This window comes from Flavobacterium sp. F52 (assembly GCF_000278705.1).
GTDB classification, from domain to species: domain Bacteria; phylum Bacteroidota; class Bacteroidia; order Flavobacteriales; family Flavobacteriaceae; genus Flavobacterium; species Flavobacterium anhuiense.
This window is the reverse complement of the sequence record NZ_AKZQ01000003.1, coordinates 89042-113006: the sequence shown is the minus strand read 5'-3', so window position 1 is coordinate 113006 and position 23965 is coordinate 89042. Positions and strand designations below refer to the sequence as shown.

Sequence of the window (23965 nt, the reverse complement as noted above, 5' to 3'; positions counted from 1 at the left end):
CCATCACATTTTATATAGTTTCAAAATCTTTTCCTAAAATCATCTTATACTTTATAAGGTGATTTTTTTTGTCCTAAATTGACATTTTTAAGTCTTATTAAGGCTTATCTGATTTTGCATTAAAGAGAGATTTGCAAATCTTTTTTAATATAAAATCAACAATGAAAAAATACATTTTAGTTCTTGGTATTATTGTTTCAAGTCTCATTATTTCATGCAATAATTCTTCATCAAAGAGTCCAATAACTTACGGCGGCATTAGCAAACCAAAAGCTCCAAAAGCAGTAGGACCTCCGCGCATACTATTTATAGGAAATAATCAAACCGAATATTTTGTTAGCGCTCCCACATTATTTCAGGAATTGTGCAATGCAAATAATAAGAATGTAAATGTTCAGCAACTAATTACAATGGGAGTTCCACTTGACAAAGTCTATTATACAAATAAAACAGAAGCCAATCAGAATTTTTCTAATATAGATAAAGATGGAAATTATTATGATTTTGTAATCCTTCAGGAAGCTCCGCAAATTGCATTAACAAATCTAGAAAAGTATAGGTCAAATTTAAAACTGTTTGCAGAAAAAATACATAAAAACAGTCCTGATGTTGCAATTTATGTGTACCAAAACATGACTCCATTGCCTTATACAGATTCAGACTATACTAATTATTATAAAGAATTGCGTAAAAATACAATTTTAGCAACTGCTTTTATAAAAAACGCAGGGATATTGAAAATTGGTGATGCTGTTAGAGATGCTTATAGCGGTAAAAATGGCTACAACTACCTAAAAAACAAAACAGACAATCTTTGCTATGGTCAAAACACGCCTCATTTTTTAAATGATGGCGGATTTCTTCAGGCTGTTTTATTATACACTACAATTTTTGAAGAAAAACCAATTATTCCTAAAAAGTTAATTTTAAGCACCGGAACTGGTAATAATGACAACATGAGAAAACAAGAGGTTTCAAAAGCAATAAGTAATCCCTTAGCATTAAAAGAAATTGCTTTTAGTAATCGATAAAACTCAAATAATTTCAAAACTAAAAATCACCTTATTGAATTTTATAAGGTGATTTTTTATTTAATATAAAACACTGAAAATCAACAAAATTTATTTCTTATTTTAGCTTTCTCTTTTTAACCTAAAAAACAATCTATGGAAGATTCAAACGAGTTAATACAACAAAAAAGCTGGTTTAACCGAAATTGGAAATGGCTTATTCCAAGCGGATGCTTAACTCTTATAATATTAGTCGCTTTATTTATTGGGGGAATTTTCTATGAAGTAACTTCTGTATTAAAAGATTCTGAGGCTTATAAAGAATCTATGACAGCAGTACAAAATAATAAATTAGTAGTTGAGAGGCTAGGATCTCCAATAGAAACAGACGGAATCGTTTCTGGAAGTGTCACTTCTTCCAATAATGTTAGAACTTGCGATGTACAAGTTCCGATAAAAGGCCCTAAGGGCAAAGCAACATTATTTGTTGTTGGTGAAAAAAGAGGGAAATGGAAATACAGTGAAATGTCTGTCTATATTGAAAAAACAAATGAAAAAATAGATTTATTGCAGCCATAAAAATCTATAGCCCTAATAAAAATTATAAATGAAATCTTTTTTTAGTCTATTCTTAGGACTTTTTCTGTGTGTTTCTTCTTTCGCACAATCTGCCGAAAATTATCACGTTTACCCCAATCAAATCAAACGGTTCTCAAAACCTGCTAGAATATTACACAATGATATTAATGCAGAGGGAAATGGCTCTATTGAATTTATAAATGCCAAAAACCAAATACTGCGCTTTAGATTGCAAAACAATAAACTTCAACCAGGATCTTGTAGGATTGCTTTTGAAATATATTATTATGAAAATAGTTATTTAAGAAGAATTGAATCGCTTGACAGCAATGGAAATTTGATTGGTTGCAATTTAAAACTAAACGGAGAAGCAGTTACTGAATATATTGTCGAAAAACCTTACTTGTACCTCCAAAAAAAGAAACTGATTGATGATGGCGAAGGAAACATTGATATGAAAGATGATTCTAATGAAAAAATCATTCGAGTTCAATATTTTGATGCTCATAATAAACCTATAATACTTTCAAAACCCATTTATATTTCTAGTAAAACCTACTGGCAAGATAATATTCGAATGGGATGGCCATAAATTAAGATGGAAAAAAATGGAGGCTCTAAGTCGCTAAGTCCTTTTATGTTAAGTTTACAACAAAATGTTAGTTTGCTTAAAATAAAATTGTGGCGTTATTTTTGAATAAGTAGTATTTTTGAAACTTAAACAAAACCCCCATAATGAAAAAGATTTTACTATTAGCCGTTACATTTTCTCTTACTTCGTGCGCACAGGTACAACAGACTTTAAATCAATTGCCACAAATCGCATCCCAGATTCCAACAACAGGAACTGTTGATATTGCTTCCGGATTAAAAGAAGCTTTAAATAAAGGAATTACACAACAAGTAAGTAAATTAACCGCCGTAGATGGTTTTTATAAAAACGAAGCTGTAAAAATTTTAATGCCTGAAGAATTACAAAAAGTAGATGCAACTCTACGTAAAGTGGGATTGAGCTCTCTTGCAGATGAAGGAATCAAAATGTTGAACCGCGCCGCAGAGGATGCTGTAAAAGAAGCTACTCCGATTTTTGTTACCGCAGTAAAAAACATGACTTTTACAGATGCTAAAAACATTCTTTTAGGAAGTGACAATGCAGCAACAAATTATTTGCAAACCAGTACCACAACTGCATTATATGCCAAATTTAATCCAGTAATAAAAAACTCTTTTGCAAAAGTAGGCGCAGATGCTGTCTGGACAAAAATTATAACAAAATACAACACTATTCCATTAGTAAAAAAAGTAAATCCAGATTTGACTGATTATACAACCAATCAAGCTTTGTCTGGTGTTTTTAAAATGATTGCTGTTGAAGAAAAAGAAATCAGAAATAATATTACTGCAAGAACAACGCCTTTATTACAAAAGGTTTTTGCAATGCAGGATGGAAAATAATTCTAAAGTTGCTAAGCTTCTAAGACTCTTAATATCTTAATATCTTAGTATCTCAGCATCTTTTCAACTAACCAAAAATAAACTCAAATGCAAAAAATTACCATACTCATTCACTGTAAAGATCAAAAGAATATTATTGCTTCAGTCACTACTTTTATTGCTAAGGTAGGAGGAAATATTACCTATATCGACCAACACGTGGATGTAGAGCAAAATGTGTTTTTTATGCGTTTAGAATGTGAATTTAGCAATCAAGGCAATAGCATTGAAGCCATAAAAGAAGAATTCAGCCAGACGCTTGCTGCCGATTTTAATATGTCTTGGGATTTGTACAATCAGGAACAGAAACCTAAAATGGCTTTGTTTGTTTCTAAATATGATCACTGTTTGTTTGACATTTTAGGACGTTACAGTGCTGATGAATTGGGTGTTGAAATTCCGATGATTATAAGCAATCATAATGATTTACGTTCGATCGCAGAACGTTTTGATATTCCGTTTCACTATGTTCCATTTACAAAAGACAACAAAGAAGAGGGTGAAGCAAGGCAAATTGAGCTTTTAAAAAGATATCAAATCAATTTTATCGTTTTAGCGCGTTACATGCAGATTGTAACCCCAAAAGTGATTTCGCTGTACGAAAATAAAATTATCAATATCCACCATTCGTTCTTACCTGCTTTTCCAGGTGCAAAACCGTATCATTCGGCTTTTAAACGTGGTGTAAAAATTATTGGTGCAACAAGCCACTATGTAACAGAAGAACTGGATGAAGGTCCGATCATCGAACAAGATATTGCACGTGTTTCTCATATTCACTCTGTAGAAGATTTCATCATGAAAGGCCGTGACTTGGAACGCATTGTTTTAGCAAGAGCCATTAAACTGCATGCTGAAAGAAAAACAATGGTTTATAGCAATAAGACAGTTGTTTTTTCTTAGTTTTTAAGTTTCTGAGATACTCAGTTTCTGAGTTCTTTTATATAATAAACCCGACAGGTTTTAAAATCTGTCGGGTTTTCTTTTTATAAGCTCAAAAGTTGCAAGAAAAACAAATCCATAACCTCTTATTTGACTCTTTTTCATTGTCAAAAAAGGGAGTTTATGCTACAGTTGTTAATTTTTCACTTGATTCTATTTCATTGATTTTTAAAATTTTATCATATACTGAGACTTATCCTTAGCACATTTATAAACAAAATTGATTGTTATTGTATTATAATAATAAAAAATTATTTTTCGTTGCACAAAGCTCAAAACAGCTATTTTTCAAATCTTAACGTATGACCAACAAAGTAATAACAAAACCTTAACAGCATAAAATTGATATATGTCGGACATTTGTAATGTAATAAACTGGTTATTTATTATTTTGGTTTTGGTTAGTTAAATGATGCCGGCGTCTTCGAGATGCCGGCATTCTTTTTTTTATAGTCTTTTGTTTCAGGTTTCAATTTTTTTTGTTTCAAGTTACAAAGCTATACGCTTAGTTTTATTGCAAAGAGCGCAAAGATTTTTTAATTAAAAGAAGTTTAAATTTCGAAAGCTTTATAAAAAAATTTTATTCCTATGACTGTCTGAAATGTCTAAACTTTTGCATTTATTCCGTGCATGCATATGCTACAACAACTTGAAACCTGAAACTTGAAACAACTGTTTTTGCTGCAAGCTTTAGACATTAACTTATATCCAACAAAGTAATAACAAGACCTTAACAGCATAAGATTAATATATGTCGGATATTTGTACTGTAATAAACTGGTTATTTATTATTTTGGTTTTGGTTAGTTAAATGATGCCGGCGTCTTCGAGATGTCGGCATTCTTTATTTGTGAAAGTTGGGTTTATTTTGTTTCATATTTCACGTTTCATGTTTCTTTACTTGAACATAGTTTTAACGCAAAGAACGCAAAGTTTTTTCTCAAGAAGTTTGTATAAAAACATAAAGTTCGCAAAGCTTTGTCTAAAAAACTTTGCGAACTTTACGAACTTTGCGTTAATCTTAGCGCTCTTTGTGGTTAAACTTTCAAGCCTCAAGTTGCTTCACTTTGAAAATAATTTTAACGCAAAGAACGCAAAGTTTTTTCTCAAGAAGTTTGTATAAAAACACAAAGTTCGCAAAGCTTTGTCTAAAAAACTTTGCGAACTTTGCGTCCCCGATAGCTATCGGGATTGCGCTCTTTGCGGTTAAACTCTCAACAACTTGAAGCCTGAAACCTGAAACAAAAAACTAATTTTTCAATCTTTCGTGCAGTAATTTGAAATACGAAAAAGCTTTTAGCAATCTACTGCCGTGCCAAGAGAACATTTCGCCGTCAACAAAAATAGTTTTGGCGTGATGTGTAAATCTTCCTATTTCGAAAGCATCTTCTTCTTTAAAAGGATAAGGTTCAGAAGAAAGAAAAACAATATCAGGATCGCCTTCTAAACGCATTTTCTTTAATTCGATTTCAGGATAGCGCCCTTTATCTTCGTAGATGTTTTTAAAATGATTCAGTTTAAGCAACTCATTGATATAAGTGTCATTTCCAGCTACCATATATGGATTTTTCCAAATAAAATAGGCTGCTTTCTTTTCTTTTATATCCTTTATATAATTTTTGAAATCGCTCAAGGCGAAAGCTAATTTGTTGTTCCATTTCTGAGCTTCGGTTCTGCAATTGAATAATTGTCCAAAATCTGAAATCATTTGGAAATTATCTTCAATAGAAACTATATTAGTCACCCAAACAGGACAAATTACGCTTAACTGTTCTACAATCTCAAGCGTGTTTTCTTCTTTATTGCAGATAATAATGTCTGGTTCTAAAAGCTTTATTTTTTCGAAGTGAATTTTCTTCGTTCCTCCAACAATCTTTTTGGTAGATTTAAGATGAAACGGATGGACACAAAACTTCGTTATTCCGATAATTTTTTCTTCTAAACCTAAATCATATAATAATTCAGTTTGCGAAGGAACAAGAGAAATAATTCGTTTTGGAGCTGTTTCGAAAGTATGAATAGTACCAAGCTGGTCTGCTAATTGTTTCATGTTTCAAGTCTTTTTTGTTTTCAAGTTATTTGGGCTTGTGGTTTTTAACCGCAAAGTTCGCAAGGTTTCTTTACGCAAAGTTCGCAAAGCTTTGCGCTCATAGCGTAACTCTTTGCGAACTTTGCGGTTAAATTATGTTCAAAGCAAACTTTAAACCTGCAACTTCAAACCAATAATCTCAGCCATTTCCTGTTGCACTTTCAAAGCTTCTTCTCTTGCTTTTTCAGCAAAATCGGTTCCTTTTGAAGCGTAAATAATAGCTCTTGCAGAATTTACCAAAAGACCTACCTTATCATTCATTCCATATTTGCAAACTTCAGATAAGCTCCCGCCTTGAGCACCGATTCCTGGAACCAATAAGAAACTATCAGGAACAATTTTTCTGATTTCTGTAAAGTATTCTGCTTTGGTTGCACCAACAACATACATTAGGTTTTCGCTGTTTTTCCAAGTTTTAGAAGTTTCTAGAACTTGTTTGTACAATTCCTTTCCGTTTGTATTTAAAGTCTGAAAATCGAAAGCTCCTTCATTAGAAGTCAAAGCTAGCATGATGGTGTGTTTATTTTCGAAAGCTAGAAAAGGCTCCACAGAGTCCTTTCCCATATAAGGAGCAACGGTTACACTATCAAAATTAAGGTCTTCAAAAAAAGCTTTGGCATACATGCTTGATGTATTCCCGATATCACCTCGTTTTGCATCTGCAATCGTAAAAATATCAGGATAATTTTCGTTGATATAATTAATTGTTTTTTGCAGAGACATCCACCCTTTTATTCCGTATGCCTCAAAAAAAGCGGTGTTTGGTTTGTATCCAACAGTCAGATCATGAGTGGCATCAATAATGGCTTTATTAAATTCGAAAATAGGATCTTCGGTTTCTAATAAATGTTGCGGAATCTTAGTCAGATCAGGATCTAAACCAACGCATAAAAATGATTTTTTTTGAAGAATTTGTTCGTGTAGTTGTTGTGTTGTCATATTCTTTTTTTCTTGTGCGGCAAAATTACAAATTATAATGGTTAATGAGTTAATGGTTGGTGGTTAATTGTTGGTGGTTGGTGGTTGGTGGTAATTGCTAATTGTTGGTGGTTAGTTGTTGTTGTCAGGCTGAGTGGAGTCGAAGCCCCTTGCGTCCTTCGGGCTTCATGTGAGAATATTTATTTATGCCAACATTAAATTCTATAAAATCAATAGAAAATTGTGTAATAAAAAAATTGTAACCAAAAGTAACTTTGAAATAAACCATTTAAAAGACAATTATGAGCCCAAATATCGGAATCACACCGAAAAACTTAAAAAAAAGCGCTTCTATATTAGCCACAATTTTATCAAACGAAATGACTTTATATGTAAAGACAAGAAAATTTCACTGGAACATTTCTGGAAATAGTTTTATGGAACTGCATAAATTATTTGAAGAGCAATATCGCATCCTTGAAGCCCAAATTGATGAAGTTGCAGAACGCATTAATCAATTGGGAGAAAAAACAATCGGGACAATGAAGGAGTTTATAGACAATTCTACTCTTAAAGAATCTCCAAAAGAATATGCTTCTCAAAAAAATATGCTTTCTGAACTTTTAGAAAACCACGAACAGCTGGTAACAGAATTTAGAAGCTACATTCCGATTTTTGAAAACGAAACTAACGATGCCGGTTCTGCCGATTTTGTAACAGGATTGCTGCAAGAACACGAAAAGATGGCTTGGATTCTTAGAAGATACCAAGTATAATCGTTACTGGTTTATTTCAACTGTTAATTTATACTTTAATTTCGGGTTGAAGTGAAAATTATGCAACAGTCAGAAAAATAAATGTAACAAGAAGCTAATTGAAAATTTGCAATTTTACAATACAACAAAAAACTAAAAAAGACATCATGAATACGACTGAAATAAAAGGAAACTGGAACGAGTTGAAAGGAAAACTAAAGCAAAAATATGCTGAGTTAACAGATGACGATTTGATGTTTGCTGAAGGAAAAGAAGACGAAATGTATGGAAGACTTCAGCAGAAACTGGGAAAAACAAAAGAAGAATTTCATCAAATCCTGTCAGAATTGTAAATCCTTGCAACTCAATCAGGGAAATACCGTCTAGTACAAAATATTAGACGGTATTTTTTTGAAAATTTTATTTTAAAATCACATTTACTTGTAATTCTATATCATTTAAAAGCAAAAACACCAAATAAAATAAGTATCTTTAACCAAATTTCTATAAAATGAAACTATTTATAAAGTTCGACATTAATACCATTTGCTCTCTTTATTTAAAACAAAATCTGGAACAAAACAATGTAAATTTTACGACTCTAGGTTTTGGAGAAATTGAGATTGAAGACAATCTGGATGCCGAAGCATTGGAGAATTTAAAAGCTAAATTGGCTCCATGCGGTTTTGAAGTAGTTGAAAATCAAAAAAGTGTATTAGTACAAAAAATAAAAGATGCTATTATTGAACTTGTATTTATGGATGATAACAATAATTACAAAAGTTCTGTATTTTTGGCAGAAAAACTAAATCACAGTTACGGATATTTATCGAATGTTTTCTCAGAAGTAACGTATTCTTCTATAGAAAACTTTATCATTTTACAGAAAATCGAAAGAGCAAAACAATTGATTATTATCAACGAAATGAGTTTAACCGAAATTGCTTTTTTACTCAACTACTCGAGTGTGGCGCATTTGAGTACGCAGTTTAAAAACACAACTGGAATTACTCCGTCTGCTTTTCAGAGAATTATTAAGAAACGAAGAGAAAATTTAAAATAAAACCCAAATACCACATTAAAAATGCAAAAAAACGCATTACACATTTTATTGGCCGATGATGATGAAGATGACCGTCTTTTCTTTAAAGATGCATTTGAAGAAATAAAGATACAAACAAATGTAAGTTTTGTTCATGACGGTATGCAACTTATGGATCATTTAATGAACCCAGACAATAAACTTCCAGATATTTTGTTTCTAGATTTAAACATGCCTAAGAAAACAGGTAAAGAGTGTTTAATTGAAATCAAAAAAACGGATCATTTAAAAGATATAATTATTGCCATTTACTCCACGTCTTCCTCTGAAGAAGATATCGAAGATACCTTTATTCAAGGAGCCAATATTTACATCAAAAAGCCAAGCGATTTCAATACGCTCAAAAAAATAATTAATGAGGTTGTGACTGTAAACTGGCATTATCATACTTCTGGTTTAAACCGTGATAATTTCTTGTTGCGACTAAAATAAAAGCATACCAACAATGAAGTGGATACCAAATTTTAATTCTTCAAACTCTTTGAGAGTTATTTTTGTAATCGCAGTTTTCATTCTGTTATTTCTTTCTTCAATTGCTTACAAACATAATCAGGACTTGAACGAATCGAGCAAACTGGTTATGCATGCCTACGAAATCAACATACAGCTCGAACGATTAATGTCGGCTATTAAAGATGCAGAAACGGGTCAGCGTGGGTACATCATTACCCGCAATGCCCGTTTTTTAACTCCCTATATTTATTCTCGCGACAAGGTAAATACTTCATTTATTACCTTAAAAAAACTAACTGCTGATAATCCTAAGCAGCAGGAAAACCTTCAGAAACTCTTCAAGCTCATTACCCAACGTTTTATTTCTTTTGAAAACTGTTTAAAATACAGCGACCCTAAAACATACGATAAAAGAAAACTGGACAATCATATGTTTGGCGGAAGAATCTTAATGGAAAATATCCGTTTTAAGGTTGACGAAATGAACGATATCGAGAAAGATTTCTTAAAGAAACGACTTAAAATTTACGACTCCGAAATCTCTTTGAGTCCGCTGTTTTCGATTTCATTATTCTTGGTGGCTTTGAGTTTTATTTTATTGGCTTACCGCCAAATTAGCCGCGATTTTGAACGTTTGAAAGTATTCAACAAAAAACTTCTTATTTCTAGCGGTTTAATTTCTGAATCTGAAAACATCGGTAAATTCAGCACTTGGCAATGGGATTTGGATTCTGATAAAATTGATTTTTCAGACAACCAATTCCGTTTATTAGGTCTTGAGCCAAAATCTTTTGCGCCTAACAAAGCAACACTCATCAAATATGTTCACCCAGACGACAAAGAATCTGTTGCCAAGGCAATAGACGAAATTGTAGAAAAGAAACATCTTCCGTTTGTATATTATAAAATTGTGCGTCCAGATTTTGAAGTTCGTTATTTTAAAACAACGGGAAAATTGGTGACCGATCAGCAAGGCAGTAAAATTTTGCTGGGAATCAATTTTGATATTACAGATGAGCACCTTCTAAATATCGAACTTCAGGAACGAAATAAGGAACTGGAAAAAAGCAACAAAGAACTAGCTTCTTTCAATCATGTGGCAAGCCACGATTTACAGGAACCTCTTAGAAAAATACAAACTTTCATTTCGAGAGTTTCGAGTGCCGACAAAGAAGTTATGTCTGAAAGCGGTAAAAATTACATTACCAAAATAGAAAGTTCGGCAAAAAGAATGCGTGTTTTAATAGACGATCTTCTTTTATTTTCAAGAACCAATACGACCAAAAAGGAATTCATCAAAATGAATCTGAATGAACTTTTGGATAATGCCGAATCTGAGTTGGGTGAAGTAATTGAAGAAAAAAAAGCGACGATTCAGCGTATTGGCAAACTTCCGAAGCTTTCTGTTATTCCGTATCAGATCGAACAGCTGTTCATTAATTTAATTGGAAATTCATTAAAATACAATCAGCCCGATGTAAATCCTGAAATTTCTATTTCGAGCGAAAAAGTAAATTCTGCCGATTATCCAGAAATATTAGAACAGTCTATAAAGAAGTATCACAAAATTACTTTTACAGACAACGGAATGGGATTCGATCCGCAGTTTAAAGAAACTATTTTTATTCTTTTTCAGCGTCTTCATTCCAAAACAGATTATCCAGGAACCGGAATTGGATTGGCGATCTGCAAGAAGATTGTCGAAAACCATAAAGGCTATATCACAGCCGATAGTATTTTAGGAAAAGGCTCAGTGTTTACAGTGTTTCTACCCGATTAAACCTCATTAAAAAAACACATAAAAAACGTTATATAAATCCACTATGGGAATTATATAACGTTTCTTTTTTATGCTGTAAAGTAAAATCTTTCATTCGTTAGCATCTTTGTAATGTAATACTTTAGGAAGTAATAATGAAAGCAATTCCCTCTTTAAAGGCTGCATATTTTAGAGTCTTTTTCTTATTCGTATTAGTACTATGCGCGACGTCTTGCAGAAAAATTAATCCGATTGAAAACAATTTTAAAAATCAAGCTTTTGCAAAAAATGACAGAGAAGAAACAGAAGTGTTCTTTTTTATTTCGACGGCGAATATTAGCAAATCAATTATTTCTAAAAGTCAAATTGCACAGAAAAAAAGTTCAGATGTTATTGTTCAGGAATTAAGCAAAAGAATTGAAGTTCAAGAAAATCAATTGTTAGAAGAGATTAACAAAATGGCTACATCAAAGCTCATTGTCATTACTGAAATAAATGCCACGCACAAACGAGACCTGTACAACCTTATTGATGCGAGCAGCAATGACTTTAACAATATCTATTTAGATGCAATGACAGAAGCAATTTGTGACCAGATTGAGTTACTCGAGACAATTTCTAGAGAAACCAACGATAAAGAAATTCTAGAACTGGTACTTCGCTTTTTGCCACAACAATACAGACTCTTACGAGAGACTGAACGAATAAAAAAACAAAATGAATAAATGCCTAATTAATTATCTATTAACTAAATTTTTAACTATGAAATTACAAGCCAAATTTTTATGCGCCTTAACACTTTTTTTAACAGCATCATTCGGAATGCTGCACGCTCAGGACAATAATGTAAATACCGAGTTCGGTGTAAAAGGAGGATTCAACATGTCCAACCTATATGGTAGCGGAGATGATGTAGATGACAACAATATTTTATACGGATTTAATGCTGGGGTTTACGCCACACTTCCTATCTCAGATTTTGTTGCCATCCAGCCAGAGCTTTTGTTTACCACAAAAGGAGCAGAATTAGAATATAGCAATGCTTTTGCAAGCGGAAACACAAAATTTAAACTAAACTATATCGAACTTCCACTTTTAGTGAGAGTAAATGTAACCAAAAATTTTAATGTTCACGCGGGTGGTTACGCATCGTATTTAGTAAGTTCTAAAGTAACTGGAGATGGAACTTTCGATTTTGATGAAGAAATTGATGCAGATGATCTAGCAAGATTTGATGCCGGTATTTCTGCAGGTATTGGAGTAGATTTTAGCCCAATTAGTGTCGGATTACGTTACAACTATGGTTTAACAACTGTTGGTAAAGAAAGAACTATTGCTGGCACAACTTACACAGTGCCAGATGCAAAAAACAGCAACTTGACCTTATATCTTTCTTATAAGTTAAACTAAACAAGAAATTATTAACCGCTAAAATAAAAAACCATGTCAAACTTATTATATACCATTGCAGTGATTCTGGTAATACTTTGGGCTCTTGGGTTCTTTGTTTACAGTTTCGGAAGCATTATCCATATTTTGCTCGTAATTGCCATTATTGCCGTATTGCTTCGACTAATTAAAGGTCGAGAAGTTTAAAATCACAACTATTAAATCAACAAATTATTAAATATTAATCCATTAAATTAAATATTATGAAAACTAGTAGCACAATTTTAGGAATTTTAGGAGCCGCAGCGGCGGGAGCATTCATAGGTGTTTTATTTGCACCAGACAAAGGATCAAACACAAGAAAAAAAATCAAAGATAAATCAAGAGATTATGGTGATAACTTGAAATCAAAATTTGATGGCATCGTAAACACAATCACTTCAAACGGTAAAGAAATTATCGAAGAAGGAAAATCTAAACTTAACCAAGTTAAAGAAGATTACAACACGTTGAAAGACGATGCTAAAACAGTAAAATCAAACTATTAATAGCAATCTATTAATTAGTGAAATTTTCAAACCATAAAACCTTATATCATGGAACCAAATGCAACAACAAACGAGAATTTAAATCTTTATGAAAAAGCAGAAAACTATGCTAAAACAAGTTTAGAATTATTAAAACTAAAAACAGTGTGTTCTGTTGCTGATGGTGCTTCATCATTGGCTTCAAAGATAGCGATTGGTATTGTTGTTGCATTTTTTACATTGTTCTTAAACATCGGGATTAGTTTATGGATTGGAAAAGAACTTGGAGAGTATTACTACGGCTTTTTTATCATGGCACTATTCTATCTTATTTTAGTGATTGTAGTGGTAAAATCACACCATAAATTGATAAAAACCCCAATTGGAAATACAATTATCTCCAGCATTCTAAAAGAAACAAAAAACTGATTTAATTTATTAATAAACATAAAAGACTATGGAAGCCATTTACAATATTGATCAATTAAATCGAAAAATTGAGGAATTAGAAGTTCGCCAGGATAAAGAATGGTGCGCTATAAAAGACCATATCGACGAAATTAAAGACAATTTAAAGCCGATAAATCTGATTAGAAATACGGTTGAAGAAATCAATGAAACGGTTGGTTTTAAAAGCCATATCGCGCAATCGGCAATCAGTATCGGAATTGGTTATCTAGCCAAAAGATTTATTGTCGGAAAAGGCGATTCGATGTTCAAAGGCGTTTTGGGCTCTCTCGTTCAGCTCATTGTCACCAATCTGGTTTCGAAACCTCATCATGAATCTTCTGAAGATGAAGAAGAAGATTCTCAATATGAACCATCAAGAGAGTAATTGTTAACTTAATTTAATTATTATGGAAAAGCTTAGCGAAATAGTAATAAAAAATGGTGTATACGTTTACTCGAATCTATATAAATGTTTTGAATATACGAGAGTATTTTTAGGAGTATAGTTTTTTTTAGCTTCTAAGATGCTAAGACACTAAGTTTCTAAGTTTTAGATTCTTCGAATCTTATTTTATTATTGAAACTCAAAATCATAAAAAAACAGCATCACTTTGTGATGCTGTTTTTTTATGTGTTAAAGTAAAGCTTAGAAACTTTGTATCTTAGTGATCTCAGCATCTAAGAAGTTTCATTAGTAAACTTCTGAAGCTTCCTTCAATTTCTCCATGTTATTAACCAACTGAAGCTCAGAAACGATTTTCTGAATATCACCATTCATGATATTTCCTAAATCGTAAAGCGTTAAACCAATACGGTGATCGGTTACACGTCCTTGCGCGTAGTTGTATGTACGGATTTTTGCCGAACGGTCTCCAGAACTTACCTGAGAACTACGTTTTTTAGCATCTTCTTCTTGCTTTTTGGCCAATTCCATTTCGTACAAACGAGAACGCAATACCATCAAAGCTTTATCTTTATTCTTGTGTTGCGATTTCTCATCCTGACATTGCGCCACCAAACCTGTTGGAATGTGTGTTAAACGTACAGCCGATTTCGTAGTATTTACCGACTGACCTCCAGGTCCAGACGAACAGAAGAAATCTACACGAACATCGTTCATATCTACTTGAACATCAAACTCCTCAGCTTCTGGCAAAACCATAACCGTAGCAGCCGATGTATGCACACGTCCTTGAGTTTCTGTCTGCGGAACACGCTGTACACGGTGAACACCCGCTTCAAACTTCAAAGTTCCGTATACATCTTCTCCTGTAACTTCAAAGATAATCTCTTTGAAACCTCCAGAAGTACCCTCGTTCATATCTACAACAGATGATCTCCATCCCATAGATTCGCAATATTTCGTGTACATTCTAAACAAGTCACCTGCAAAAATACTCGCTTCGTCCCCACCCGTTCCGGCGCGGATCTCCACCATTACGTTTTTCGCATCTTCAGGATCTTTAGGAATAAGCATAAATTTGATTTCCTCCTCCAATTCTGGCAGACGTTCTTTTGCTTCATCCAATTGCATTTTGGCCATTTCCACCATTTCAGCATCACTTCCGTCAGCAATAATTTCGTTTGCTTCGTCGATGTTTGCTAAAACTATGATGTACTCTTCTCTCTTTTCAACAAGCGCTTTAATCCCTTTATATTCTTGGTTAAGCTGCTTATAACGTTTTTGATCAGAAATAACATCCGGCTGAATAATCAAATCCGAAATCTCATCGAAACGCTGCTTTACATATTGAAGTCTATCTAACATTTTCTAATTCCTTTTATTGGACGGCAAAATTACAAAATTTTTATCGAAAATTCTAGTGTTCATTTTTAGGGGAATATAAGTTGAATATTTAGTGGAATTGTAATGATTTTTAGGAGCTGTTTCCTGTCCCGATAGCTATCGGGACTAATATCTTTTTAGGCAGAATCTCTATGGTTTATTAAGTTCTTTTTCGTTTGCCTAAAAAGGATGCCGCTACTATCAGGGCTAAAAGTATAGTATTTTACATATTTTCAGAGTATTTATTTGACTCGCCACTCATAAGCTGCATTTTTATCAAATAAATATTACAATATTTAACAAAATAATTTAATAAAATAATCTTTTTCTTATATATTATTATTATACTTGCATTTGTATAATCCACAATCATTCTATGAAATATTAACTTAAAAGCCAAAATATGAGAAGAAAAATTAAAAATGCAGCAAGATTTATGGTCATTTTATTCGTTTCTGTCACTTTTATCAAGTGCCAGAAAGATGACAATGATGTAGGACAGACAGATGTTAGAATTATTTCGTCTGCCAAAGAATGGTTTAAAGCCTATGAATCAAATGGTGATAATTTCGCATTACTTCAAAATTTAGATTATAATTGGAATGAAGCAGAAATTAGAAATTCACAAGATGGAACCAAAACGATTATAGTTCCTGTTAATGAAGCAAAAAAAGACGCAACAGAACTTTGGGAACAAAAATTGTATATTTATAAATTAGCCGATAACAAGTATGAAGCCATGATCTTTGAAATTTTCCCCAACGGCGCGAGTATAGCCCCAGAAGATTTATCAATAGACAGTCCGACATTTAATGGATACATAACCGCTTGGGATTTAAAAAAAGGTTTTGTAAGAACTGCCAGCTTCGAGAATGGACAACTTGTAGAAAATGGCAAAGTCAAGCTAATTTTAAAAAGTGCAGGAACGACCGGCAAAGCTCCTTCCGACAATTCTTGTCCTGCTGGAATCGAATGCGATATAGATGGCAGTGGAACGACAGACACAGGAATACAATTAAAAGATGTTGTGGTAAACAATAATTATAAGAATACCAGTTCAGGAGGATATATTATCTACAACGGCATGACAAGCGGCTACAGCATATACACAGATACTGGCTCTTATACCAATCATGGTACGGGTACGGGCAGCGGAAGCGAAGGCGGAGAAGATCAAAGTACAAATGCAACAGATCCTTGCGCACAATTGAAAGCTTTAACAGACGTTACCCAAACAGGAAACATGAAACCTAGTATTGATTGGTTAAAAGGAAAAGTAATGGCTTCCATCAATAGATTGGAACATGGTGTTGAAGTAAAAAAACTCATGAATCCAGATGAAACTTACAGGTATGAGTACAATCAGATATCATCTGTAGACGAATTTTCAGTCCCACTATCCACAGGCTCTTCCTATATTGGCGGTGCACATTCTCACCCCAAAAATGGCTATGCAATGTTTTCTTTTGGCGATGTGAAATTTTTAAGAAATGCTTATAGCGAAGCATCTCCAAGCAGGAAAGAGGATGTTTTTTTGATAATGGTTGCCAAAGATAAAGCCGGAAATGTAAATACTTATTCTATAAAAGTTAACGATTTTGTGTTATTAGATAGTAAGGTAAATTCAGTGTGGAATAATCCTAATTTAAATAATAAATCAGAAAAAGAAAAATTAAAAAAAATTCACGATGAACAGGCAGAATTATATGATGGAAGTGAAGGAGCCTTGGAAGAGAGTTTTCTCAAACAATTTGGTTCTTTTGGCATAACCATCTATAAAGCAGATCCACTATTAACTAAATGGAGTAAAGTAGAACTTAATCCAACAACAAAAAAAGCAAATCTTGTACCTTGTACATAACAATAATAAATGATTATGAAAAACTATATTAATTTTTTAGCAGTATTCTATATTTTTTTAAATAGCTGTTCAGCACAAAGTCCAGTACTAGACATAAAAACACCAAAAGAAGGGTTTGTTGGTATAAGAGGAGCATATTATAAAGACACTAAAGGTATACTAAATGGATATGATGGCACTTATATATATACTAATGGAAATACATCACTTAAGATCAAATTGCAAAAAAACATAAAGACTTCTATGAATGGTGCTTATTATGAAGACTTGATAGTTGGTGAATACCAATTAATCGAAAATGGAGTTGAGAAAGTCAATACCTTGAATAGATTAACTCCCACAAGTAATAGTAATAATATAAGTGGCAAGAGAGTTTTGACAGGAACTGTATTAGGATGTGACGACTGCAGTTCAGATGAAAAGCGACTAAGATTAGGGTTTACGGATGAACTATCTCCCCAAGTAGGAGAAATTGATATAAGAAAAACTACTGTCAATGGAAAACCTGCAATTATCGCAGAAATTTGGTACACGGGACCAATGGCTGTTAGGGAAGGTCAGCCAAAACCAAAGCCTGCCATCATAAAAGGTGGTAAATATTTGATGATAAAACAATAATTATATATCTAAAAACCTCAAGTATTTTATACCCCGCTCCATGAAGTCTTCAACTGAAAAGCTACGCAAATGTCTCTGACTTTGCGTTTTTTTTATTTCTTATAAATCCGAAAACCACTCAAAAGTCTCCGACTTTTTACGAATCATTCTAAAATGATTATTTTTATAAGCACGATTGACGTAAAGTCAGAGACTTTGAGACGTTTCTGTTTTCAAATTAACGATAGCAAAAATGGCGCAAAGTCAGTCCCGAAAGCTTTCGGGATTGCGCAGCAACGAGAAATTATAAAAAAACATAATTAATTCATTGTAAAAATGAACGAGACTAAACCCAAAAAGAAAAATTGGCTCAAAATTTTTATAGAAAACTTACTTGATTTTATTTTAAAATAGAACTAAAAAAGCGCAGAAGTTAAAAAACTTCTTGCGCTTTTTCCATCAATATTCTAGATGAAATTTACACAAATCATCCAACAACTCCATTTCATCTTCTGGCAATAACTGCAAGGCAATTTCAAGCAAAGTCATTACATTGACATTATTGTCTTTTGTAAAACTCGATAAACCGTTTGCATCTGGATTAAGCAAAATAATACTTGCTTTTAGCAAATCTGAAACCATTAGATTTACTTCGTTATAAGAAGATACTTTTAGCGGTATTGTATACGAGTTGGTTTCTTTTGGCACTGGTTTTAGTTTACTGAAGTAGCTTCCTTTATTTATTAATTCTAACAATTCTTCGGCTCTTTCTTTATTTTGTGCTTCCATGATTTTCTATTTTTTATTTCAGAACGAAATTATAAATAACAGATTATTTTTAAGTGATTGTAAACAATCGAGTGTATACAACCGAATTTAAAACTTACGCGAAATATCTTATATTTGAAAAAACTAAACCTATCCAAAATGAATAAGCTAATCAAACTAAATCTTGTTGGAGTGATTTTATTTCTTACTTCTTGTACTTCAATGTCTCCACTTCAAGTACATAACACACTTCCGACTTTAACCAAATCAAAATATATTACACAATCAGAAATAGAAATCAGTACTTGCAAATCCTTAACGAAAAACAGAAGCTACGTTGCTCCCATTGGAATGACGCCAAAAAACGATTTGACAAATGCTGCCAAAGGAATAGATGAATGGGTTAAAATTGATGGAGGAAATGCCTATGTTTTAAGAAATTTTAATTGGGTTAATATTGACCAAGATACAAGTCAACTTCATGTTGATTTTGATACTTTGTTGTGTGAGTAAAATTGCACAAGCTTTAAAAATTCATCCAAGTGAATTAATTAAGGATTTGTAACTCCAAAGAAGGAAACTCGAATTGCATATTAATTTTTTACGGAGCTACTTACGGAGATTTGCTTCGCCTGTTCGCTATAGCTCGTGTTTCCTTACGTCGAAATTGTAAAAGTTAGATAATTCAGTAACAAAATTTAACTTTAATAAATTTAAAAAATAAGTAAAAAAATAGTCAAGAGACATATTGCTCAAAAACATAATATAATTGCTATGAAAAACTTTTTTTTGGTCGTAATGTTTACTATAACATTCTTCTCCATTTCTGCTCAAACTAAAGAAAAATATAAAAGTTTGCTGTTAGAAAAATCGAATGAATATACAGGTCAAAATTTGAGAGATTCTGTAAAAACGGTTTACTCAAGAATATATGCAGTAAATAAAAACTTGACAGAAATTGAAAAAAGTGAATTTATTATGAATAATGGCATTCACTGCTATAAGTATATTATGTTTGATAAATATGGTCGAATTAAAGAGACGTTTGGAGCAAGATCTGGGGAAAACTTTTTGACTAAAATCAACAAAAACAAAACTAAACTTTATGAATACGATGAAAACGATTGGAAAGAAAAAAGCAAACAGGAGATACAATTGAAGCAATATTATCCCGTCTCTAATCATAATTTACTTCAAAAATTAAATCAAATAAATGTCCCTAAAGACACTGTAATTATTGGAGATAAAATTTGGTCAGAATACGACGCGGATGTTTACAGTTATATTTACGACAAAAAAGGGCAAATTATTGAAGAACAAAAGTACTGTGTTTACAGAGTTGCGCCTGTAATAGAGAATACTACTCCTAATAATGATGATTTATCAGTTCGTAAACTTTTTATTTATAATAATAAAGGGCAAGTTGTAAATCAAAAAATTACAAATGGACCTTTTTCAAAAAAAATTCCTTATACTGATATGGGGACTGAGAGTCCTTTTTGTGAGGATTTACAATTTCATTATTCTTATGATTCATTAGGACGCATTACAGAAGTCAGAATGTTCGGATGTGGAAAAACTGTTGCTAAAGAAGAATATACTTATCATCCAATCGAAGATTATGTTCAAAATGTCAAATATTACATTACAGGTCCCGGAGAAATTTCCAATCCTACCAAAAACTTTGTACGAACATATAATAAAAGAGGCGATATTATTAAAAGTGAATTTATTCCTGACAATCTCGAACAGAATACTAAACCAAAATCACGATATTACACTTACGAATACGACAGTCACAACAATTGGATAAAATGCAATATATTCCTTGAAGGCACTTCAACAGGAGAACCAACATTGATTGCAGAAAGAAAAATTGAATACTATAACTAGTTTTTACAAAATACCCGATAGCGCGGATTTGCAATCCGTGCCCGCAACAGCAAGACACAGTACAAATAATTTAAAGCCAATCTTTGTGGGCACGGATTGCAAATCCGCGCTATCGGAAAGTGTTAATAAACTTTAAGTATATTTAATTTGCAAAATAGTAATCTTTTACTTACTTTTATAATTCTATTCAGAATAAAAACAATTCAATTCTATAAAAGATTAACGCCAAATACTACTTCAGGCGCAAAAATGAATCTTCCAAAATAAAAATTTAATTCTCCATTTGCTTCATAGAAATTCTATATCCAAACTGAATCAAGAAGCATTTCAATTGTATTAACTTTAATATCAATAAAAATGAAAAGAATTATTTTTTTACTCGTAGCTGTTTCTGCAAATGCTTTATTTGTGAGTTGTTCAAAAGAACAAGATTCCAAAGATTCGAATTCTGCAAAAGAAAAGATTGAGATTCCTTTGACTGATTATGGTTTTTATCATAATGAAGCTTTAGATTTATACTATAAAAAATATAAAGGAATTGATGGAAAAACAACTGGTTTGATAATAGACGAAATGTTGGCTGAGCTTAAAATAAAATATCCAGAACAATTTAAAAATATGGATACAAATGAGGTAAAGCTTGCATTTCAAAACATTGATCCAAAAAAATTTGACATGTATTCTTTTTGGAATTCAAAAAAAGAGGAATTATATGCTTCCAATAAAGTATCAAAACGTTTAGGAAGCTTGGTTGACAACATAATTGAAGATGATATGAATTACAACCAATGTATGGTTGCAATTGAAAATTTCAAAAAAGTCAATTATTTATCGAAAACAACTAGTACCTTAACAGTAAATGAGCAAAATGAATTAGTAGTACTTGAAAATGTATTGAAAAGTTCAAATCAATATTGGACTTCTAAAAGCAACCCAACAAAAAAAACAAATAGCCAACCAGGATCAAAAGCAATTGTTGCTGATACAATGGGAGCTTTAATGTTTGTTTACAGCGGTCCAATGTCGATAATCGCTGGAGGCATTTGTTCACTATTTGTTAATGAAGCTATACCTTATGAAGCAGTGCCTTACGAAGAAGAATCGATAAATCTTTAAGAAATAAAAAACTAGCAACAATGATAAATATAGAGTTAAATAAAACTGTAGAAATGTTAGAGAAATTCAACTATAAATACAAATTGAGAAACAGTACTATTACTGTAACTCTTGATTTTTCTCAAAATGTGGTAGTTGATTTATCTAATCCTTCAAAAATTATTATTAGAGATCATCTTGAAAATTGGAATTTTTTAACAGGCTGTATCAAAATGAGTCTAAAAAATGCGATTCTGTATAATTTTATTCTGCTTTTATTCTTCGGTTTTTTATGTCAATATTTACAATTTACAGGAAATTCATTAACCAATTTATTTTTAACTTTCATGGGATGGATATTACTATTTTCCACATATTATTTAATCAAACTTGAAGGTTTTAAATTACAACTCAAAACAATTATAAAATAATCTTCTCCCGTTGGCGCGAGCAAGGCGCTCGCGCTAGCACAGGGGATAAAACTTTACAAACACAGACTTTAAAAGCCAACTTATTACATCAGTGTTAGTAAGAAATTTATATATTTGATTATATCAAAAACCAATAGTGCCGATTTGCGTTGGTAATGGCCTTGACGAACGATTCTAAAAAACAGTTTTAGCAAGCTGAAATAATTAGAAAAACTAAACTAAAACTCAAATCATGGAAAACTTCGATTGGACTTCTTTCACCAAAAAAATAGCTATTAAAGCTCCGCTCAGCGACATTTATAACGCTTGGACAATCGCGAACGAACTGGAAAAATGGTTTCTAGAAAAAGTATCTTTTTTTGATGCCAATGAAGAACCAATCAGCAAAGATCAAAATGTTTCGGGAGGCAGTTCTTATGAATGGCTTTGGTATTTGTATGATGATGCTATGAAAGGAAAAATTACTTCTGCCAACGGAAAAGACTCTTTGCAGTTTACGTTTGAAGGAACATGTCTAGTCGATATAAAACTGAGTGAGGAAAACGGTTATACAATTGTAGAACTTCGTCATCATAACATTCCGACAGATGATAATTCGAAACAATATATCAGATTGGGCTGTTCCAATGGATGGCATTTTTATTTGACCAATCTGAAATCGGTTTACGAGGGCGGTTTGGATTTGCGAAATAAAGATGAGAATCTGAATCCTATGATTAATAATTAAATAATGGATTTAACAGAAATAACATCGGGTCGTATTATTTTGGAGTTTTTAGGAGCTTCGGTTCGATTTCTTGGCTACAATTTATGGACGCTTTCCAACCAAAATGATTTTAAAACATTTTCAAGTTTCTGGTCATCAGGCGGAAGTATCAAAAAAAGAGATGATAACAGCGATCGAAATCACATGATTGGAGGCATCGTTTTAGGAAGTTTTGTAATGTTGTTGATTGTTTTTAATGCCTAATTTATCACGCCACAACACATTCCATCTTTTTCTCTTCCATAATCTGCATGTCGATTATTTTTTGGGCAACAGTTCCTCTTTCAAATAAACGAATGAATTTGAAAACGGTGCTCACAAAATATCCTGGGTTCGAAACCAATCGGGCGACTTCGGTTATTCTCTGGTCTCTTAATTTCGTACAGGCTTCTCTTTCGTTTTCTGGAACTGCTACAAATTCGTTGGCAAATTTCCATGCACCGTTTCTCGCCGTTTCCATGCTGAAATCTATAAAGAAATTGTCTACTTTGCCCGTAAATTTTAGAATCCACGTAAGTGTTGGCCAAATTTTGATCAAGCACTTTTCGACACCGCCAACCAAATCGCTAAGAATAAAATTTATGTGGTCAAAATCATGTTTTAAATCTTCGATGTCTTCGACTGTACTGACTTCTGCCGAAGCAATTCCTAAATCGAGATTTATATGCGCGTTGATTCCGAGCAATAAATGTTGCAACACAATAGGCCAGAACTTTTCAGCTTGTTCAAAGGCAAATGCCCAGCATTCAGATGGTTTTTCTTTGGCTTGATATTGATAATACGCTTTCAAGTATCGATTGGCAAAAATAACATCGAGCTTTTCCATTCGCTCTCCGTTCTGAAAAGAACCAGCCAAAATACCTTCTTTTACTCTTACCGTAACTTCACGATACAGAATAGCAAACAAACCTAAATTGCTCTGGTCTATTTTTGACTTTTCTATTATCTGATCCAATAACAGAATTACTTCGTCTATAGTTTCAGCTTGTTTCATACTCATTTATAATTGGTTTTGATTAAATTGAGAAGAACGAATTTAATTATTTTAAGCTTTCAATGAGCGTTTTTTGAAGTAATTCTCTTATTTTTTCCTCTCTATTATTAAAAAAAAACCAAAACAAAAAACGAATACTATCAAATGGCAATGGCAATAAAGACTTACCACTTTTAATAGTTCGTTCTCACTTTGCAAAAGCCTAGGTATCGCTCAAGAAACATAAAATGAAAGTAACGGCATTGCAAGGAACTTTGTCCCTTTGTCACTATGAGCCTTTGCCCCTTTCCCATAAAATCCCTATTTT

At 32.5% G+C, this 23965-nt stretch carries 29 protein-coding genes; 24 read left to right on the top strand and 5 right to left on the bottom strand.

Going from position 1 to position 23965, the window contains the following annotated elements:
• Window positions 1–161 precede the first annotated feature (161 nt).
• The 5 genes from FF52_RS01485 to purU all read left to right on the top strand — a co-directional run bounded on the left by FF52_RS01485 (window position 162) and on the right by purU (window position 3986).
• Window positions 162–1031, top strand: a complete 870-nt coding sequence (locus FF52_RS01485) for a hypothetical protein (RefSeq protein ID WP_008462368.1) — start codon at window positions 162–164, stop codon at window positions 1029–1031.
• 135 nt (window positions 1032–1166) lie between these two features.
• Window positions 1167–1589 carry a cytochrome c oxidase assembly factor Coa1 family protein gene (locus FF52_RS01480; RefSeq protein WP_008462366.1) on the top strand — a complete coding sequence of 141 codons (423 nt, stop codon included), beginning with the start codon at window positions 1167–1169 and terminating at the stop codon, window positions 1587–1589.
• 28 nt (window positions 1590–1617) lie between these two features.
• Window positions 1618–2181 carry a hypothetical protein gene (locus FF52_RS01475; protein ID WP_008462364.1) on the top strand — a complete coding sequence of 188 codons (564 nt, stop codon included), beginning with the start codon at window positions 1618–1620 and terminating at the stop codon, window positions 2179–2181.
• Between the two features lie 143 nt (window positions 2182–2324).
• On the top strand, window positions 2325–3044 hold the full coding sequence (locus FF52_RS01470) for a DUF4197 domain-containing protein (RefSeq protein WP_008462362.1): 720 nt from the start codon (window positions 2325–2327) through the stop codon (window positions 3042–3044).
• 87 nt (window positions 3045–3131) lie between these two features.
• Complete coding sequence (gene purU, locus FF52_RS01465; protein WP_008462360.1) at window positions 3132–3986, top strand: formyltetrahydrofolate deformylase; 855 nt, start codon at window positions 3132–3134, stop codon at window positions 3984–3986.
• Between the two features lie 1288 nt (window positions 3987–5274).
• On the opposite strand, the gene FF52_RS01460 is transcribed toward purU, so the two are convergent.
• Entirely contained in the window at window positions 5275–6075 is an 801-nt protein-coding gene (locus tag FF52_RS01460; protein WP_008462358.1) for an ABC transporter substrate-binding protein, read from the bottom strand.
• Window positions 6076–6225: 150 nt separating this feature from the next.
• Complete coding sequence (gene pyrF, locus FF52_RS01455) at window positions 6226–7053, bottom strand: orotidine-5'-phosphate decarboxylase (protein ID WP_008462356.1); 828 nt, start codon at window positions 7051–7053, stop codon at window positions 6226–6228.
• A gap of 281 nt (window positions 7054–7334) precedes the next feature.
• Between pyrF and FF52_RS01450 the strand changes: the two genes are divergently transcribed.
• The 11 genes from FF52_RS01450 (at window position 7335) to FF52_RS01405 (ending at window position 13852) form a co-directional block, all read left to right on the top strand.
• A complete protein-coding gene (locus tag FF52_RS01450) occupies window positions 7335–7808 on the top strand; it encodes a Dps family protein (protein WP_008462353.1) in 474 nt (157 codons plus the stop codon).
• A 146-nt stretch (window positions 7809–7954) separates the two neighbouring features.
• A complete protein-coding gene (locus FF52_RS01445; RefSeq protein WP_008462351.1) occupies window positions 7955–8140 on the top strand; it encodes a CsbD family protein in 186 nt (61 codons plus the stop codon).
• A gap of 158 nt (window positions 8141–8298) precedes the next feature.
• Window positions 8299–8850, top strand: coding sequence for a helix-turn-helix domain-containing protein (locus FF52_RS01440; protein WP_008462349.1), 552 nt, complete (start codon window positions 8299–8301; stop codon window positions 8848–8850).
• A 21-nt stretch (window positions 8851–8871) separates the two neighbouring features.
• Window positions 8872–9321 carry a response regulator gene (locus tag FF52_RS01435; protein WP_008462348.1) on the top strand — a complete coding sequence of 150 codons (450 nt, stop codon included), beginning with the start codon at window positions 8872–8874 and terminating at the stop codon, window positions 9319–9321.
• A gap of 13 nt (window positions 9322–9334) precedes the next feature.
• The gene (locus FF52_RS01430) at window positions 9335–11122 is read left to right on the top strand and encodes a CHASE3 domain-containing protein (protein WP_008462346.1); all 1788 of its coding nucleotides are present in this window, start codon (window positions 9335–9337) and stop codon (window positions 11120–11122) included.
• A gap of 134 nt (window positions 11123–11256) precedes the next feature.
• Window positions 11257–11826 carry a DUF4142 domain-containing protein gene (locus FF52_RS01425; RefSeq protein ID WP_008462344.1) on the top strand — a complete coding sequence of 190 codons (570 nt, stop codon included), beginning with the start codon at window positions 11257–11259 and terminating at the stop codon, window positions 11824–11826.
• A gap of 37 nt (window positions 11827–11863) precedes the next feature.
• Window positions 11864–12511: a porin family protein gene (locus FF52_RS01420; RefSeq protein ID WP_035690562.1), complete on the top strand. Its 648-nt coding sequence runs from the start codon at window positions 11864–11866 to the stop codon at window positions 12509–12511.
• 33 nt (window positions 12512–12544) lie between these two features.
• Complete coding sequence (locus tag FF52_RS23570; protein WP_111365189.1) at window positions 12545–12697, top strand: lmo0937 family membrane protein; 153 nt, start codon at window positions 12545–12547, stop codon at window positions 12695–12697.
• A 56-nt stretch (window positions 12698–12753) separates the two neighbouring features.
• Window positions 12754–13038: a YtxH domain-containing protein gene (locus tag FF52_RS01415; protein WP_008462340.1), complete on the top strand. Its 285-nt coding sequence runs from the start codon at window positions 12754–12756 to the stop codon at window positions 13036–13038.
• A 48-nt stretch (window positions 13039–13086) separates the two neighbouring features.
• Window positions 13087–13446, top strand: a complete 360-nt coding sequence (locus tag FF52_RS01410; RefSeq protein WP_008462338.1) for a hypothetical protein — start codon at window positions 13087–13089, stop codon at window positions 13444–13446.
• A gap of 28 nt (window positions 13447–13474) precedes the next feature.
• A complete protein-coding gene (locus FF52_RS01405; protein ID WP_008462337.1) occupies window positions 13475–13852 on the top strand; it encodes a hypothetical protein in 378 nt (125 codons plus the stop codon).
• Window positions 13853–14158: 306 nt separating this feature from the next.
• Here FF52_RS01405 and prfA read toward each other — a convergent pair whose 3' ends face one another.
• Window positions 14159–15235 (bottom strand): peptide chain release factor 1, encoded by a 1077-nt coding sequence (gene prfA, locus FF52_RS01400; RefSeq protein ID WP_008462336.1) that lies wholly within the window; start codon window positions 15233–15235, stop codon window positions 14159–14161.
• A gap of 421 nt (window positions 15236–15656) precedes the next feature.
• On the opposite strand from prfA, the gene FF52_RS01395 reads away from it, so the two are divergent.
• Both FF52_RS01395 and FF52_RS01390 read left to right on the top strand, forming a co-directional pair.
• Window positions 15657–17114 (top strand): hypothetical protein, encoded by a 1458-nt coding sequence (locus FF52_RS01395; RefSeq protein ID WP_008462335.1) that lies wholly within the window; start codon window positions 15657–15659, stop codon window positions 17112–17114.
• A gap of 15 nt (window positions 17115–17129) precedes the next feature.
• Window positions 17130–17732: a DUF6705 family protein gene (locus FF52_RS01390; RefSeq protein ID WP_083847492.1), complete on the top strand. Its 603-nt coding sequence runs from the start codon at window positions 17130–17132 to the stop codon at window positions 17730–17732.
• 438 nt (window positions 17733–18170) lie between these two features.
• Here FF52_RS01390 and FF52_RS01385 read toward each other — a convergent pair whose 3' ends face one another.
• On the bottom strand, window positions 18171–18500 hold the full coding sequence (locus FF52_RS01385) for a hypothetical protein (protein ID WP_008462332.1): 330 nt from the start codon (window positions 18498–18500) through the stop codon (window positions 18171–18173).
• A gap of 138 nt (window positions 18501–18638) precedes the next feature.
• Here FF52_RS01385 and FF52_RS01380 point away from each other — a divergent pair, with 138 nt between their 5' ends.
• From FF52_RS01380 to FF52_RS01355, 6 genes are all read left to right on the top strand, one after another.
• Window positions 18639–18992: a hypothetical protein gene (locus FF52_RS01380; protein ID WP_008462329.1), complete on the top strand. Its 354-nt coding sequence runs from the start codon at window positions 18639–18641 to the stop codon at window positions 18990–18992.
• Between the two features lie 261 nt (window positions 18993–19253).
• Entirely contained in the window at window positions 19254–20372 is a 1119-nt protein-coding gene (locus tag FF52_RS01375) for a hypothetical protein (RefSeq protein ID WP_008462326.1), read from the top strand.
• A 357-nt stretch (window positions 20373–20729) separates the two neighbouring features.
• Window positions 20730–21488 (top strand): hypothetical protein, encoded by a 759-nt coding sequence (locus FF52_RS01370; RefSeq protein ID WP_008462324.1) that lies wholly within the window; start codon window positions 20730–20732, stop codon window positions 21486–21488.
• A gap of 20 nt (window positions 21489–21508) precedes the next feature.
• A complete protein-coding gene (locus FF52_RS01365; RefSeq protein WP_008462322.1) occupies window positions 21509–21898 on the top strand; it encodes a hypothetical protein in 390 nt (129 codons plus the stop codon).
• 232 nt (window positions 21899–22130) lie between these two features.
• A complete protein-coding gene (locus FF52_RS01360; RefSeq protein ID WP_008462319.1) occupies window positions 22131–22625 on the top strand; it encodes an SRPBCC family protein in 495 nt (164 codons plus the stop codon).
• A gap of 3 nt (window positions 22626–22628) precedes the next feature.
• Entirely contained in the window at window positions 22629–22868 is a 240-nt protein-coding gene (locus FF52_RS01355) for a hypothetical protein (protein WP_008462317.1), read from the top strand.
• Window positions 22869–22872: 4 nt separating this feature from the next.
• Here the strand turns inward: FF52_RS01355 and FF52_RS01350 are convergent, their stop codons facing one another.
• Entirely contained in the window at window positions 22873–23664 is a 792-nt protein-coding gene (locus tag FF52_RS01350) for a DUF5995 family protein (protein ID WP_035690560.1), read from the bottom strand.
• Window positions 23665–23965: the final 301 nt, after the last annotated feature.